The following is a 14,202-nucleotide window of genomic DNA, read 5'->3' on the forward strand; positions in this document are numbered from 1 at the left end:
ATCAGGCAAAATGCAGCTGCAATGGCTGGCGGATCGGGCCATGGCCGACCGTGGTCATCCAGGGTTCGTAATCCCCGGCAATACTGATCCGCTCCACCGCCCCGGCAATCGTGCCCAGCAGGGCATGGGCCTCCATCTGCGCCAGGGTCCGCCCCACGCAGCCATGCACGCCATAGCCCCAGCCAAGCGAATGGCGGGTGTCGCGGGTAATGCGGTATGCGCCCGGATCATCCCAGAAGCGCGGATCGCGATTGGCCGCGGCGAACATCAGCCCGCAACGCGTGCCGGCCGGAATCACATAATCCTCGATTTCGACATCCACCGTGGTGATCCGCCCTGCCATGCGGCTGGGCGAATCCCAACGCAGGCTTTCGTCAAACGCAGACCGGATGGTCTTGGGTTCCGCCCGCAGCTGCGCATATTCATCGGGGTATAGCGCCCAGGCGCGCAGGGCATTGGCCATGGTGATATAGGTGGTGTCCGCCCCCGCGCTCAGCACGGTCTGCAGCAGCAGCTTGGCCTCCGCCACGGTCACCTGCCCCCGGTCCGATGCGGCATAGATCGCCTCGCCAATCCCGTCCGGGTCCAGCGCCGAACGGTCGCACTGGGTTTCCAGCCATTCGACCACGGCGGAAAAATCATCCTCCATTGCCGCGTCGAACAATTCGCCCGGCGGGCCCATGGTCGCCCACACCATCTGGCTGAAGCCATGCATGTGGTGCCGCCCTTCCTGCGGCAGGCCCAGAATATCGGGCAGCACGCGGAACACATAGGCCTGGGCAATCTCGCCCACGGCATCCACCGCCTGGCCTTCGCGCGCGCGCAGATCGGCGACCATGTCCTGCGCCACATCGCCAAAGATGCTGCGCACCCGTTCCAGCGCCCGGGGGGACAGCGCATCGGCAATCACCTTGCGCACCTGGGTGTGGCGCGGCGGATCATCGGTCAGCAGGATTTCGGGGCGCGGGCTGGTCGGATCATGCCAGGGGCGCGACGTGCTGGAAAACCGTTTCCAGTCCAGCAGCCCTGCGGCGACATGCTCATGCCGCCCCAGCATCACCGTGCCATCGGCCAGCCGCACCACCGGCGCAAATTCGCGCAGCGCATCATCCACCGCCCGCGCATCGCGCACGGCCGCCGGGGTGAAGATGTCGATCGGATACTCGGGAATGGCCGTGCTCATGCCGCAATCTCCGTCCGCAAACCTGAAATCTGCACCCTACCCCCGCTCAGCTTGAGCCTGTCGAAGGCCACGCGCTGACGGCCGCGCCCGGGCCGGACGTCGTGGCTATGCTTCGACAAGTTCAGCATGAGCGGGTGTTGTACCGGGGTGTGAAACCCGCCGCCGCTCCGCCCCCTCACAGCCCCAGCCCCCGAAACCACACCGCGCCCGCCTCGTCGCGGATCATGTGCCCGGCAGTCGGATCGGCAAAATGCGCCCCGATCACGGTCACCCCGCTGTCGGTATATTGCTCGACAAAGCCGATCCGCGTGGCCCGCCCCGCGTCCTTGTCCAGATCGAAGGTCGCCGTGCGTTGCGGCATCGCGCATTGCATCGGGTGGTGCATCAGGTCGCCGGTGATCACAGCCTCTTCGCCCTGGCTCGATATGCGCACATGCACATGGCCCGGCGTGTGCCCATGGCTCGGCTCGCACCGGATGCCCGGCGCGATCCGGTGATCCGCCTCGATGAAATCGGCCAGGCCCAGTTCCACGATCGGGTCGACACATTCGACCAGATGGGTGTCGCTGTGATGCCCGTCATGGCGGATCACATCGCGCCATGCCTCATATTCCACCCGCCCGAACAGATAGCGGGCATTGGGGAAGGTCGGGCGATAGGTGCCGCTTTCGCTGTCCTTGTAGGTGTTCCAGCCGACATGGTCGAAATGCAGATGGGTGCACATCACCGTGTCCACATCCTCGCGGCTGATGCCCAGCGATGCCAGATCTTCCAGGAAGCCTTCGGGCAGGTCGCAGAACACATCGAAATCGCGTTTGCGCCCGGCGCCGATGCAGGAATCGACCACGATCACGCGGTTGCCGTCGGGATGCGGCGCCTGCACCACGAAGCCCTGGAAATTCATCCGCTGCCGCCCCTCGGGCGTGGCATAATGCGGATGCAGCCAGTCCAGCGCGATCACTTCCTCTTCGGTCGCATCCGGCATGGTCATGCGGATATCGTCCTGAAAATCCCACAGCTCGACAATGCGTGTCACCGTGACATCGCCGATGCGCCAGCTTTTCATCGTTTCGCGGGCCATATGGCTCTCCTTCAGGCGGGCTGGATTTGTGGCTGGGAATGGAGGTTGGGCGCGGTGCCGGGCTTGTACCGGGCCACGCTTTCAGGGGGCAGCACGGCGGCCGGCAGTTGCGGCTTGCCCAGGATGAAATCGGCTGCGCGTTCACCAATCATCACGCTGGGCGCATTGGTGTTGCCGCCGATCACGCTGGGCATGACCGAGGCATCGGCCACCCGCAGCCCGGCGATCCCGTGCAGCCGCAATTGCGGGTCCACCACCGCCCCGGCGTCTGATCCCATGCGGCAGGTGCCGACCGGATGGTGCACGGTATAGCCGGTTTCGCGGATGTAGCGGTCCCATTCGGCATCGCTCTGCGTGGCCGGGCCGGGCGCCACCTCGGTGCCGTGATATTGCGCGAAGGCCGGGCTGGCGAAGGCCGCGCGGGCAATCTTCAGCGCGCGGATCAGCGGTAATATATCCTCCGCCTCGCCCAGCAGATTGGGGTCGATCACCGGCGCCGCCTCGGGATCCGGGCTCGCCAGCCGTACCGTACCCCGGCTCTTGGGATAGAGCGCCACGGGGCTGATCGCGTAGCCATGGCCGATGGGGAAGGGGATCTTGGTCGTCAGCCGCCGGGCCGGCTGGAACACGAACTGCACATCGGGCCGGGTCAGCGATGGATCAGTCCGCAGGAAGGCCACGCTTTCGAACACATTGCCCGCCAGCGGTCCGCGCCTTGTGGCCAGATATTGGAAGAAATGCAGGATATCGCGCGGCAGCGCCTTCCACGACAGGCCGTAACTCGTCGAATCCGCGGTTTCCATATGCAGCGGGCTGGCCACGTGATCGTGATAATTGGCGCCCACGCCGGGCAGATCATGCACCACCTCCAGCCCCATGGCCTGCAGATGGGCGGCCGGGCCGATGCCGGACAATTGCAGGATCTGCGGCGTCTGCACCGCGCCGGCGGCCAGCACCACCTCATGCCGGGCGTGGATCACCCGCCCGTCGGTCAGTTCAACGCCGGTCGCGCGGCCATCCTGCACCACCACCCGCGCCACACGGGCATCGGTCTGCAGATGGATATTCCCGCGCGCCAGCGCCGGGCGCAGCATGTTCTTGGCCGTGCTTTCGCGCTGGCCATTGCGCAGCAGGCCCTGCCGCCGGCCATAGCCTTCCGGGTTCGGCCCGTTGAAATCGGGGCAGGCCGGAAACTGCAGCGATGCCAGCGCATCCATGAAGGCGTAATTCAGCCGGTTGGGGTTTTCCACCAGCTTGACATTGATCGGGCCGTCCGCGCCGTGGAACACACTGGCGGGGTAATTCTCATTGTGCTCGGTGCGCGTGAAATAGGGCAGCACTTCGGCATAGGACCAGCCGGTGCAACCGGCATCGGACCAGTCGTCATAATCGGTCGGGTGCCCCCGGAAATAGACCATGCCATTGATGCTGCCCGATCCGCCCAGCACCTTGCCGCGCGGCACGGGGATCTCCCGGCCCGCCATGCCGGCCTGCGGCACGGTGGCGAAACGCCAGTTGGTTTCTGCCCGGCCGATCGCCGCACCCACGAAGCTGGGGATGTGGATGAAGGGGTGGCTGTCATGCCCCCCTGCCTCGATCACGCAGACCGTGCGGTCTGCCGCTTCACCCAGCCGGGCAGCCAGTGCCGCCCCTGCCGATCCGGCACCGACCACGACATAGTCGAATGCGGTCGCACCTGCTGTCTGCGCTTCTCCCATGGCAGGAGGCTAACCGGGCAGGTCACAGGCGGCTTGGCTGGCTGCGAAGCCTGCTTGCGTTCAGGCGAAGGGGGTGGGCGAAGCGGGCGCGCCTCAGCGCGGCAGCGGCCCGTCATAGCTGACCGCTTCGGCGGCCTTGTCGGACAGCAGGAAGCCGATCGGCCGTTCCTGTTCCTCGGTCAGATGGCCGATCAGCCCGGCGGTGCGCGCCAGCAGGGCAATGCCACGCAGGGCAGAGGGCGGGAAACCCAGATCCAGCATGATCGCCGCGATCGGCCCGTTCACATTGATCGGCAGCGATCGGCCCAGCGCCCCGGGCAACAGATCGCGAATGGCATAAAGCATCGCCACATGCGCGCCGCCAACCCCCTGTTCGCGCGCCAGCCGCAGCAGCAGATCGGCCCGCGGATCGGATCCGGTGTGCAGCGGGTGGCCGAACCCGGGGATCGGCTGCCCGGCATCGCGCAACCGGGCAATGCCGCGCCTGGCGGCCCCTTCGGCGGTGCCGCCGCTGGCCTGCTGGTCAGCGATGCATTCGTCATAGAACCGCCCGGCCAGCTCGACACTGCCCATCAGCACATCGCCACATCCCAGCAGGCCGACGGCCACCGCCCCCTGCAACGACTCCGGCGCGGCGGCATGGGTCATGCGCGCGGTGATGACGCTGGGCATCAGCCCATGTTCGGCCAGCGCGCAGAGTATGGCATTGAGGAAGAAACTCTGCTGTTCGTCGGGCTCCTGCCCGGTCACCAGCAGCCAGAAATAGGCAGTGAAATCCATATGACCGATGATGTCGGTCGTCAGATCGCGCCCGCGCACGGTGATGCTGTCCGCATCCGAAGTGCAGATCGCGCTGCTCTGAGCCTTCTGCCTGCCAATCCGCATCATCATGTCCTTCGCCGCTGCATGCTGCACCCTAGACCCGCGACGCTGCGCAGGCGATAGGCGCCCATGCGCGCAGCTTGTGGCGATTATCGGGCACTGGTCAGCCGCAATCGGCAAGGCTAGAGGATTGCCCGCCCCGCCTTGCCGGCGGGATCATGCGGGCGTGGCGGAATGGTAGACGCCGGAGACTTAAAATCTTCTGAGTTATGCTCGTGCGGGTTCGAGTCCCGCCGCCCGCACCAATCGGCCGATGGGTTCAATTCAGCCTGAACAGGATCGGCAACACCACTTCGAAGCTTTGCGGCCAGCTGTCGGGCGGGGGCGGCAGCGGCTGGGCACGGCGCAGGGCAGCCAGCGCCTCGGCATCGAGCGGGCCCGATCCGGATGTGGTTTCGACCCAGGCTTCGCCGAGCCGCCCGGACCGATCCATCACGAACCGCACCTGGGCCACCCCCTGTTCCCCCGCCTGGCGGGAAGGCAGCGGATATTGCTGATGCTGCTGGATATGGCGCAGCAACAGCGCGCGATAGGCCTGCACTTCAGCCCCGGCAGGAACCGGCGCGCCTGATTTGTCATCGGCCAGGCCATCAGCCTCGTTCTGGTCGTTCAGACCGCCATCGGTCGTGGGCGGGGCCCCGATTTTCATGGATTTTTCAGCGGAATTGCTTCTGATCGCCTCCCCCGGCTGGTCGATCCGGCGCATGGCCTCTTCGGCGCGATGGGCATTTTCTTCCCCCGCGTCCGGCGCGCCGCTTTCATCGAATGGCTGGAGTTCGACCACCAGTATCCGTCCCCGTTCCCCGGTCTGATGCGCAGGGGGCGGGGCCGCGGTCTTCATCCCGGCGAAGATCGCGAAGCCGATCGCGAGATGGAACCCTGCCGAGAGCAGCATGGAGCCGGAGCGCGACAGCCAGGAGGAAGAGGTGTAGCTCATGGGAATCGCATCCCCTGTGGCGGAACAAGATGAACCTTTGGCGTCGCTGCGAACGTCGCCTTGTCGGCTCTATCCGACCAGGATCACCCCCCCGGGCAGATGCCGGACATTGAGCTGATGCAGCGCCTGCAATTGGGACACTGCGGCATCGATGTCGCTGGTATGGAAGAAGCCGCTGACCGGTTGTGCCCCGATGGCAGAGCTGGCCAGCATGACCGGCCTCGCCCGGTACCGGTTGAACTGTTCGATGACTTCGGCCAGCGGCGCCCGCTCGAAGCGCAATATGCCATTGCGCCAGCTGCCGGCCGCTCCCTCATCGATGGGTCGGGTCGTGGCGCGGCCATTGGCGGCAAGGCGCCATTCCTGGGCCGATGCCAGGCGGGCTATGGTTCCACCCGTTCCGCACAGCACCTCGCCCGCCACGCAGGCGACGCGGATGCCCCCGGCCAGGGTCTGCACATTGAAGCTTGCGCCATTCGCACGCAGATGGGCCTCGCCCGCCTGCACGTCGAAGGGTGTTCCGTTCGCGACCGCGACGAAGGTTTCCCCGTCGATCAGGCGCATGCCCTCGCCGCTCGAAACCAGCGCGACGCTGGTCCGCGAATTGAGCTCGACATCGACCCCATCGATCGGGCGGAAGGCGAAACGCTGGCCAGGCCCGGTGCGGTGATCGGCCATAAGCTCCGAAAAGGACGGCCACAGGCCCAGCGGTGGGCGGGCCAGACCGATCGCGCCAATGGCGGCGAGCGAGACGGCCCCGCCCGAAAGCATGGCCCGCCGGCTGACCCCGGATTGCCCCTTCAGCGCTGCGCCCAGCGGATGCAGCGCTGCCAGCGCCCGATAGGCGGCATCATTGGCGGGCGTTGCAGCGCGCCAAGCATCCAGTTCCTGCAAATCGTCATGCGTGGCCTCGCCCGAGGTCAGGTGAACCACCCAATCCACGGCCTCCGCCATGGCGGGGTCGGGCTGTCCCGCATCGGCCATCAGCGCGGCCATGCTGCCGTCAGCGGGCCGGTGTGTCTGGGGTGGTGCGGCATTCGATGACATCCTCCTATCGATTCCTAGATACTTTGAGGTCCTGTTTCGCGCAGACATCTTTATCGAGCAGCCGACTGGCGACATGGAGCAGCCCGGTGCGCAGATCGGCCTGGATGGTCCGGACGGAGACATTGTAGCGTTCGGCCAGCTCGGCATGGGTTGCCTCGCCGACATAGCTTTCCATGAAAATCTCCCGCTGCCGCGCGGTCAGGCTCGACAGCGCGCGCTTGAGCGCTGCGACTTCGCTGCGGGCGATCGCCACCCGTTCCGGGTCCGGGCTCTCATCGGCCAGATTGATCGCGCTACTGATCTCGATGCTGTTGAGCAATCGGCGTTCGGCCACGGCGGCCCGGTTGGCGTGGTTCAGGGCGGATCGAAACAGATAGGCGTCCGGGTCCGCCACGGGCGCCAGGTCGCCGCCACTTTGCAGGCGCAGCCAGGTGTCGTGCAGCGCTTCGGACGCGCGATCGCGCGATCCCAGCGCTCGGGCAAGCCGGCGGCGCAGATCGGCATAATGCGCAACCAGTCTTTCGGTCAGCGCCACGCGCGCGGGTCCGCTCATCGCGCGCCCTCCCTGCTGGAAAGCGGCTTGCCGGTAATCTCGAAGGTCAGCGGCTGGGCCAGGCCTTCGGGCGGCGGGGCACCAATCGTTCGGCCGACGACGAGCGATGGCACGCGCCCGTCCCGCTCAAGATCGCCGGTCGACCGCAGCAGGGTCAGGCTGCTGACCGTGCCATCCGGCGCGATCGAGACGGCGATGCGTGTCCGGAACACCGCCTCCCGATAATCGGGGTGACGGGCGAAGATAGCCTGAATCTCGCGCGCGGCCTGCTGCACATACTGATCGATCTGCCCGGGGTTGCGGCGGCCGATCATGCGCGATGCTTCCACCACGGCCAGATCGAGCGTGATGGTCGGGCGATTGGTCACCCGCGATGGCCCGACTGATCGCTCCACAGGCGCGACGGGGAGGCGCGGATCGAAGATGATGACGGAATGCGGCCCGGTGAAGCGGGCGCGCAGGCCGCTGCGCGCCAGCAGGGTCTGCAGCGCGATTTGCGGGGTGTGATTGCCAGACAGGCGCGTGGAACGATGCCGCCCGACGACATCAGCATCGAAGGCGATGCTGACATTGGATTGGCTCGCGAAAGCGTCCAGCGCATCGGACAGATTCTGCTCCGGAATATCATAAGCCAGCTGCGCCTGGTCCTGATTCTGGGCTTGGGCGGGCAGCGGCGTAGAGGGGCACAGCATGGCGGCAAGCGCCAGGGGCCATGAACAGGGCAGGGGGCGGGAACGCAGGGGCAAGGGTGGGTACGCTGATCTCAAGGCGGAAGGGAAGGTCTGTCGTCAACTGCGTCAGGCGACCATGGCGCAAAGCGTATGACACTTATGTCTCGCGTTCATGACAGCTGACGCAGGACAGCGTCCGGGCCGAAAAGCGCGGGTCTGAAAAAATAATCTGCACGAACGCCGCCCCGGTGCATCTGCATCAGCAGGAGGAATTCTATGCTGGCCGTTGGACGGGATCTGGAGATTGGGGACGTTGCAGTATCGGCGGATGCCGATGCGCGTGCGTTCGGGATCGGATCCGGTCCGGAGGCTGGCCCAGTATCTGCCCTGGTATGCAAAATGGTGCGGCTGGATGGCGCGATGCGGCTCGAACCGCAGGATGACAGCCTGCAACTGGTCGTCCCGATTGCCGGCAGCATCAATGTGGCGGGGTCTGCAAATCCGCTTGGCGACCATGTCCTGATTGGCGGCGATGGGGAGGGGATCGTGCTGTCGGGCGTAACAGGCCAGCCTGCGCTGCTGATCCGCCTGCCACGGCATCTGGTGCAGGCAGCCGCCTATGCGGCAGAGGGCATCCCCCGCCGCATCGGCCGTATCCGGCTGACCCTGCCCTTGCACGATCCCGCCAATCCCCTTGTGCAGGCAATTGCGCGCATGATCGGGGAAGGCGGCAGCGCGACCGAGGGCCTGGCTGACGATCTGGTCACGGCACTGGCTGCAGAACTGCTGCAGCATCCCCAGGCGCCGATGATCTTTTCGGTTGCCAGCGCGGTGCAACGCGCGCTCGATCGGGTCACTTTGGTGAATGGGGATCCGGTGGTGCTGGATGATCTGCTGCGCGCAGCCGGGGTCACTCAGGTGACCTTGCGTCGCACGATCAAGGAAACCACCGGCCTGTCGCTGTCGCGCCTTGTGCACGAAGCGCGGCTGGAATGGGGCCGGCTGCGGCTGGAAAGTCATCTGGAAAGCCGCTCGCTGAGCGCGTTGGCCGATGCGCTCGGCTACCGCCCCAGCGCCTTCACGCGCGCCTATCAGAGATTCTTCGGGGAAACCCCGACTCAGACACGCACCCGGGCCTTCGTTACCGCCCGCTGAAATCGGCCGCAGGCCTGAAATTGAATAATTCGGGATGGATATGAAATATCTCTCTCCTGAATGGTTTTTTTCGTGCGTAACTGACATCCTGAAATTCCATATGCAAAAAATATCATCGAACATGATTCGATGGCATGTATCATATTGTCAAAAATATTGTTGTAATCAAACTTACATACAACCCGAGCGATCACGCACAAAGCGATGCTGAGGCGCATTCAAGCTTGAGAATCCTTCCTTCCTATTTCTAAGGGCCGTCGTGAGTTGGCGCCGCAGTGCAGCAATATGCTGGGTGTAGCGGCGGCGTTTGCGACGCGATGACCGATCCTCCGCCGGGCTTTGGGGCCTGGCGCGGTGGATCCGGCAGGGGGTTATGATTTTGCGGTTTGATCACAAACAGCGGCACTGGCGTATGTCGGCGGGCGCAAGCATGCTGGCTTTGGCTCTTTGCGCGGCTGTTCCGGCGCTTGCGCAGGATGCGCTGACGGTAGCGGCAGACGCGTCGTCCGAGGCAGCGGTGCGCTTTGACATTCTGGCGTTTCAGGTGCGCGGGAACACCTTGCTGTCGCCCGATGCTGTGGAGCGGGCGGTGCTGCCGTTCATGGGGCCGGGGCGGAGCGAGGCGGATGTGGAGTCTGCGCGGGCGGCGCTGCAGCAGCTTTATGAAGATGCCGGCTATGTCGCGGTCTCGGTCTATATTCCCGAACAATCGGTCGATGGCGGAGTGCTGCAGCTGCAGGTTCAGCCGCAGGCGGTGGGCCGCTTGCTGGTTGAGGGCGACACGAAGAATGCGGATGAGGTGCGGGCGCTGGCGCCATCGGTGGCGCCGGGGGTCACGCCCAATATTCCGGCCTTCCAGCGCGATGTGGTGGCGCTCAACAGCAAGCCGAACCGGCGGGTCACGCCCGAGCTCAAGGCCGGCGAAGCGCCCGGCACGCTCGATGTGGTGCTCAATGTGGAAGAAAGCTCACCCTTCCACGCTTCGGCAGAGCTGAACAACTTCTCCTCGGCCGCGACCAGCGCGCTGCGCGCTTCGGCCATGCTGCGTTATGACGACATGTGGGGCCGGGGCGACAGCTTGAGCCTGTCGGCGCAGACCGCGCCCGAGCGGCCCGATGATGGCACGGTGTTTTCCGGCAATTATCTGATGCGGCTGGGGCAGGGCACGCAGCTGCTGCTCTATGGGGTCTATTCGGACAGCGATATCGCCGTTGTTGGCGGGACCAGCGTGATCGGCCGGGGCAAGATGGGGGGCTTCCGGCTGATCCGCTCGCTTGGCTCGGGCGAGGGCTTCTATCACTCGCTGACCCTGGGGATGGATTACAAGGACTTCAGCGAAGATGTGACGCTGGGTTCCGACCGGGCCTCGGCACCGATCAAATATGCGCCCCTGCTCGCCAGCTGGCGCGGCGACTGGATGGGCGATGGCGCAACCAGCAATCTGACGCTGAGCAGCGTGTTCGGCATTCGCGGGCTTGGCGATGGCTGGGAACGCTTCGATGCCAAGCGCTATATGGCGCGCCAGAGCTTCATCGCGCTCAAGCTCGATGCCCAGACCACGCGCCAGCTGGGATCGGATATCGTGTTCGATACGCGGCTGACCGGTCAGTGGTCGCCCGATCCGCTGATCAGCAATGAAGGCTTCAGCCTGGGCGGCATGTCCTCGGTGCGCGGCTACTTCGAGAGCGAGGCGATCGGCGATTATGGCTTTGCCTGGCAGAATGAACTGCGCTCGCCCGATCTGGGCAAGCTGCTGGGCGAGGATTTTGTCACCGAGCTGCGCTTCCACGTGTTTGCCGATGGCGGCTATGCCGGGATCCATCATCCGCTCGAGAGTCAGATCGCCACGCGCAACAGCTGGCTGGCCAGCGCCGGTCTTGGCGGCCGGATCAAGCTTCTCAATCATCTGAGCGGGTCGGTCGATGCCGGCGTGCCGCTCCGGTCGGGCTCGCAATCCGAACCCGGCGATATCTTCGTCCGCTTCCGCATCCAGGGGGAATTTTAATGTCGATACTCACGCGTGCCCGCAAGGGCATGATGGCGGGCGCCGTTGCGCTGGCCGCTCTGACCGCCGCCACGCCCGCTTATGCCTGGTGGGAAGGCGACTATGCCTATCGCACGAAGATCAACCTTAATGTCGATGCCGCCGGCATCACCGGGGAAGTGGCGCGCGCGCCGGTGCTGGTGCGGCTGCATCAGGGCAACTTCAACTTCAAGGATGTGAAAGCCGACGGATCGGACCTGCGCTTTGTCGCGGGCGATGACCGCACGCCGCTCAAGTTCCATATCGAGAAGTGGAGCCCGGCAGAGGAACAGGCGCTGGTCTGGGTCGATGTGCAGGGTCTGCAGCCGGGCCAGGCCTCGGCGATCTATGCCTATTACGGCAATCAGAATGCCGCTGCCGCGCAGGATGTGGCGGGCACCTTCGCGCCCGATTACCGGCTGGTGTATCACTTCAGCGATGAAGGCGCCGCCAAGGACGCCACCTCGAACGGCAACAACGCTGCCGGCGCCTCGGGTCGCAGCGCCGCAGGGCTGATCGGCTCGAGCCTGCTGCTCGACGGGGCCAGCAGCGTGACGCTGCCGGCCGCAGCCTTTGCCAGCGGACCGCTCAGCCTCAGCTTCTGGGTCAAGCCCGGCAGCGATGGCGCGATCTTCACTTTGCCGGGTTCGGTCAGCCTGATCGCCCAGGGCGGCCAGCTGTTCATCGATCAGGGCGGCGCCCGATCGGCCGGCGCAGCGCTGGCCGCTGACGCCTGGGCCAATGTCGCGCTGGTCAATGATGGCACGAAGAGCGTGCTCTATATCAACGGCCAGGCGGCCGGCGAAGTGGCCGGCGCGCTGGCCGCTGCAGCCGGCGACGCCGTGCTGGGCACAGGCTTTGCGGGCGAGATCGACGAGCTGCGGGTGGCCGGTGTGGCGCTGCCGCAGGCCGCCTTCCAGCTGGCCTCTGCTGCCGAAGGCCAGTCCTCGAAGCTGGTCACCACCGATACCGCGCAGCAGGTCGAGACCGGCGGTGGCCATGGCTATATGGGCATTCTGTTTGCCGCGCTGACCTTCGACGCCTGGGTGGTGATCATCATCTGCGGCCTGATGCTGGCGATCGCGATCGCGATCATGATCACCAAGGGCCTGCTGATCGGCAAGGTGCGCAGCGCGAATGAGGCCTTCCTGGCCTCTTATGCGGGCGTCTCGCGCCGGACGGGCGAACATGACGGCCTGCCGATGTTCGATCCGGGCATGGGCGCGTCCGATTCCACGCTGGGCCGGCTCTATGCCATCGGCCGGCGTGAGCTGGGCGAGCGGCTGATGGAAGGACGCACGACGGGTTCGCGCTTTGCGATCCGGGCGCAGTCGATTGCCGCGATCCGCTCGGCGCTCGATGCGGGCAAGGTGCGCGAGGGGCAGAAGCTCCATGCGCGGCTCGTGCTGCTGACCATCGCCATCTCGGGCGGTCCCTTCATCGGCCTGCTCGGCACGGTGCTGGGGGTGATGATCACCTTTGCTTCCGTGGCTGCGGCCGGCGAGGTCAATATCAACGCCATTGCCCCGGGTATTGCCGCCGCGCTGCTGGCGACGGTGGCGGGCCTTGCGGTCGCGATCCCGGCGCTGTTCGGCTACAACTATCTGCTCAGCCGCATCGAGGAGATCACCGCCGACCACGATATCTTCGTGGACGAGCTGGAAAAGCGCATCGCCGAGACCTGGCAGGATGTGCCTGCGGCGCAAGCGGCCTGAACCCGAGGATAAGGAGCTCAGGCCATGGCCATGCAGGCAGGCGGTTCGAAGAAGCCGTATAACGAGATCAACATCACCCCCTTCGTCGATGTGGTGCTGGTGCTGCTGATCATCTTCATCCTGATGACGACGGCAGCGGTCCAGGGGATCAAGGTGGACCTGCCGTCCGCCTCCTCGGCCAAGGTGCTCGAGGCGCAGAAGAGCCGGGTGATTGCGGTCAGCAATGACGGGACGGTCTCGATCGATGCGATCCCCGTCTCGATGAGCGAGCTGGAAAGCCAGCTGCGTTCGAGCATTGCCACCACGCCCGATCTGGCGGTGATCCTGCGCGGGGACAGGGCGGTGCAATATGACAAGGTGATGCAGGTGCTCGACCTGTGTTCCAAGGTCGGCGTGCCCAGCCTTGGCATGGCCTCCACCCGGCCGCCGAGCGGCGGGGGGGCGTGATGGCCGCGCTCGCGCTTGGTGGTTCAAATGGCTCAGGTGGGGGTGGTCCAGGTGGGCGCCGCCGCAAATCCCCCGTCACCTTCGGCCGCGTGGCCGTGGTGGTTGGCGTGGGGCTGCTCGCGGCGGTGGTCTATAACATGATGAGCTGGCAGTCGGTCAGTGACCGGCCGAACGAGATGAAGACGACGCAGGTCATCCTGCCGCCGCCTCCCCCACCTCCGCCGCCACCGCCCGAGGTCAAGCCGGAAGAAAAGCCGCCCGAGCCGGTCGATGCGCCGCCGATCGACAGTCCGGTCGATACGCCGCCGCCGCCCGATCAGGCGCCGTCCGATGCCACACCTTCCTCCGATCCGGCCCCGGGCGACAATGCCCTGACCGCGCGCGAGGGCGCGGGTCCGTCGAACTACGGCCTGGCCGTGGGCGATGGCGGGGGCACCCGTATCGGTGGCCGGCCCGGCGGGGGCGGGGGAGGAGACGCTCATCGCGCCTATGCCAATGTGGCGCTCGGCTGCATCCGATCGGCCGCGCAGCGCGACCGGGACCTGTCACGCGGCCGCTATGATGCGGTGCTGAGCGTGACCATGACCCCGGCCGGGCGGATTGCCAATGCGCGGGTGGCGGGGGTCGATGATCGCCGTGCCGCGCAAATCCGCAATCTGCTGACCGGGCTCCAGTGCCAGGCACCGCCTGCCGGCCTGCCGGTGATGCGGATCGAACTCAATGCCCGCTCGGGACGCTGAACCTGACAGCTTCGGGGCCGGACTTCCTGCGGCCGGCACCCAGCGACCAT

Annotated in this window: 13 protein-coding genes and 1 tRNA gene; 6 read left to right on the forward strand and 8 right to left on the reverse strand. The window is 65.9% G+C overall.

Features of this window, described 5'->3' with window-relative positions; translation table 11 throughout:
• Position 1 precedes the first annotated feature (1 nt).
• The 4 genes from GRI97_RS00985 to GRI97_RS01000 all read right to left on the reverse strand — a co-directional run bounded on the left by GRI97_RS00985 (position 2) and on the right by GRI97_RS01000 (position 4,873).
• On the reverse strand, positions 2–1,183 hold the full coding sequence (locus tag GRI97_RS00985) for a cytochrome P450 (protein ID WP_161389290.1): 1,182 nt from the start codon (positions 1,181–1,183) through the stop codon (positions 2–4).
• 175 nt (positions 1,184–1,358) lie between these two features.
• Positions 1,359–2,264 carry an MBL fold metallo-hydrolase gene (locus tag GRI97_RS00990; RefSeq protein ID WP_161389291.1) on the reverse strand — a complete coding sequence of 302 codons (906 nt, stop codon included), beginning with the start codon at positions 2,262–2,264 and terminating at the stop codon, positions 1,359–1,361.
• Between the two features lie 11 nt (positions 2,265–2,275).
• Positions 2,276–3,982 carry a GMC family oxidoreductase gene (locus GRI97_RS00995; protein WP_161389292.1) on the reverse strand — a complete coding sequence of 569 codons (1,707 nt, stop codon included), beginning with the start codon at positions 3,980–3,982 and terminating at the stop codon, positions 2,276–2,278.
• Positions 3,983–4,075: 93 nt separating this feature from the next.
• On the reverse strand, positions 4,076–4,873 hold the full coding sequence (locus GRI97_RS01000) for a citryl-CoA lyase (RefSeq protein WP_235917560.1): 798 nt from the start codon (positions 4,871–4,873) through the stop codon (positions 4,076–4,078).
• A gap of 151 nt (positions 4,874–5,024) precedes the next feature.
• Between GRI97_RS01000 and GRI97_RS01005 the strand changes: the two genes are divergently transcribed.
• Positions 5,025–5,109: transfer RNA gene (locus GRI97_RS01005), tRNA-Leu, on the forward strand.
• A gap of 14 nt (positions 5,110–5,123) precedes the next feature.
• Here GRI97_RS01005 and GRI97_RS01010 read toward each other — a convergent pair.
• The 4 genes from GRI97_RS01010 to GRI97_RS01025 all read right to left on the reverse strand — a co-directional run bounded on the left by GRI97_RS01010 (position 5,124) and on the right by GRI97_RS01025 (position 8,093).
• A complete protein-coding gene (locus tag GRI97_RS01010; protein ID WP_161389293.1) occupies positions 5,124–5,801 on the reverse strand; it encodes an energy transducer TonB family protein in 678 nt (225 codons plus the stop codon).
• Positions 5,802–5,870: 69 nt separating this feature from the next.
• Complete coding sequence (locus GRI97_RS01015; protein ID WP_161389294.1) at positions 5,871–6,848, reverse strand: FecR family protein; 978 nt, start codon at positions 6,846–6,848, stop codon at positions 5,871–5,873.
• A 4-nt stretch (positions 6,849–6,852) separates the two neighbouring features.
• The gene (locus GRI97_RS01020; RefSeq protein WP_161389295.1) at positions 6,853–7,401 is read right to left on the reverse strand and encodes an RNA polymerase sigma factor; all 549 of its coding nucleotides are present in this window, start codon (positions 7,399–7,401) and stop codon (positions 6,853–6,855) included.
• Positions 7,398–8,093, reverse strand: a complete 696-nt coding sequence (locus GRI97_RS01025; protein WP_161389296.1) for a hypothetical protein — start codon at positions 8,091–8,093, stop codon at positions 7,398–7,400. The genes GRI97_RS01020 and GRI97_RS01025 overlap by 4 nt, the downstream gene beginning before the upstream one ends.
• Positions 8,094–8,348: 255 nt before the next feature.
• Here GRI97_RS01025 and GRI97_RS01030 point away from each other — a divergent pair, with 255 nt between their 5' ends.
• The 5 genes from GRI97_RS01030 to GRI97_RS01050 all read left to right on the forward strand — a co-directional run bounded on the left by GRI97_RS01030 (position 8,349) and on the right by GRI97_RS01050 (position 14,152).
• Positions 8,349–9,227: a helix-turn-helix domain-containing protein gene (locus GRI97_RS01030; RefSeq protein ID WP_161389297.1), complete on the forward strand. Its 879-nt coding sequence runs from the start codon at positions 8,349–8,351 to the stop codon at positions 9,225–9,227.
• A 430-nt stretch (positions 9,228–9,657) separates the two neighbouring features.
• The gene (locus GRI97_RS01035; RefSeq protein WP_235917561.1) at positions 9,658–11,232 is read left to right on the forward strand and encodes a ShlB/FhaC/HecB family hemolysin secretion/activation protein; all 1,575 of its coding nucleotides are present in this window, start codon (positions 9,658–9,660) and stop codon (positions 11,230–11,232) included.
• Positions 11,232–12,965, forward strand: coding sequence for a DUF2341 domain-containing protein (locus GRI97_RS01040; protein ID WP_161389299.1), 1,734 nt, complete (start codon positions 11,232–11,234; stop codon positions 12,963–12,965). Before GRI97_RS01035 ends, GRI97_RS01040 begins: the two co-directional genes overlap by 1 nt.
• Positions 12,966–12,989: 24 nt before the next feature.
• Positions 12,990–13,412, forward strand: coding sequence for an ExbD/TolR family protein (locus GRI97_RS01045; protein WP_161389300.1), 423 nt, complete (start codon positions 12,990–12,992; stop codon positions 13,410–13,412).
• On the forward strand, positions 13,412–14,152 hold the full coding sequence (locus GRI97_RS01050) for a TonB-dependent receptor (RefSeq protein ID WP_161389301.1): 741 nt from the start codon (positions 13,412–13,414) through the stop codon (positions 14,150–14,152). The genes GRI97_RS01045 and GRI97_RS01050 overlap by 1 nt, the downstream gene beginning before the upstream one ends.
• Positions 14,153–14,202: the final 50 nt, after the last annotated feature.

The sequence above is a fragment of the Croceibacterium xixiisoli genome (assembly GCF_009827305.1).
Taxonomy (GTDB): Bacteria; Pseudomonadota; Alphaproteobacteria; order Sphingomonadales; family Sphingomonadaceae; genus Croceibacterium_C; species Croceibacterium_C xixiisoli.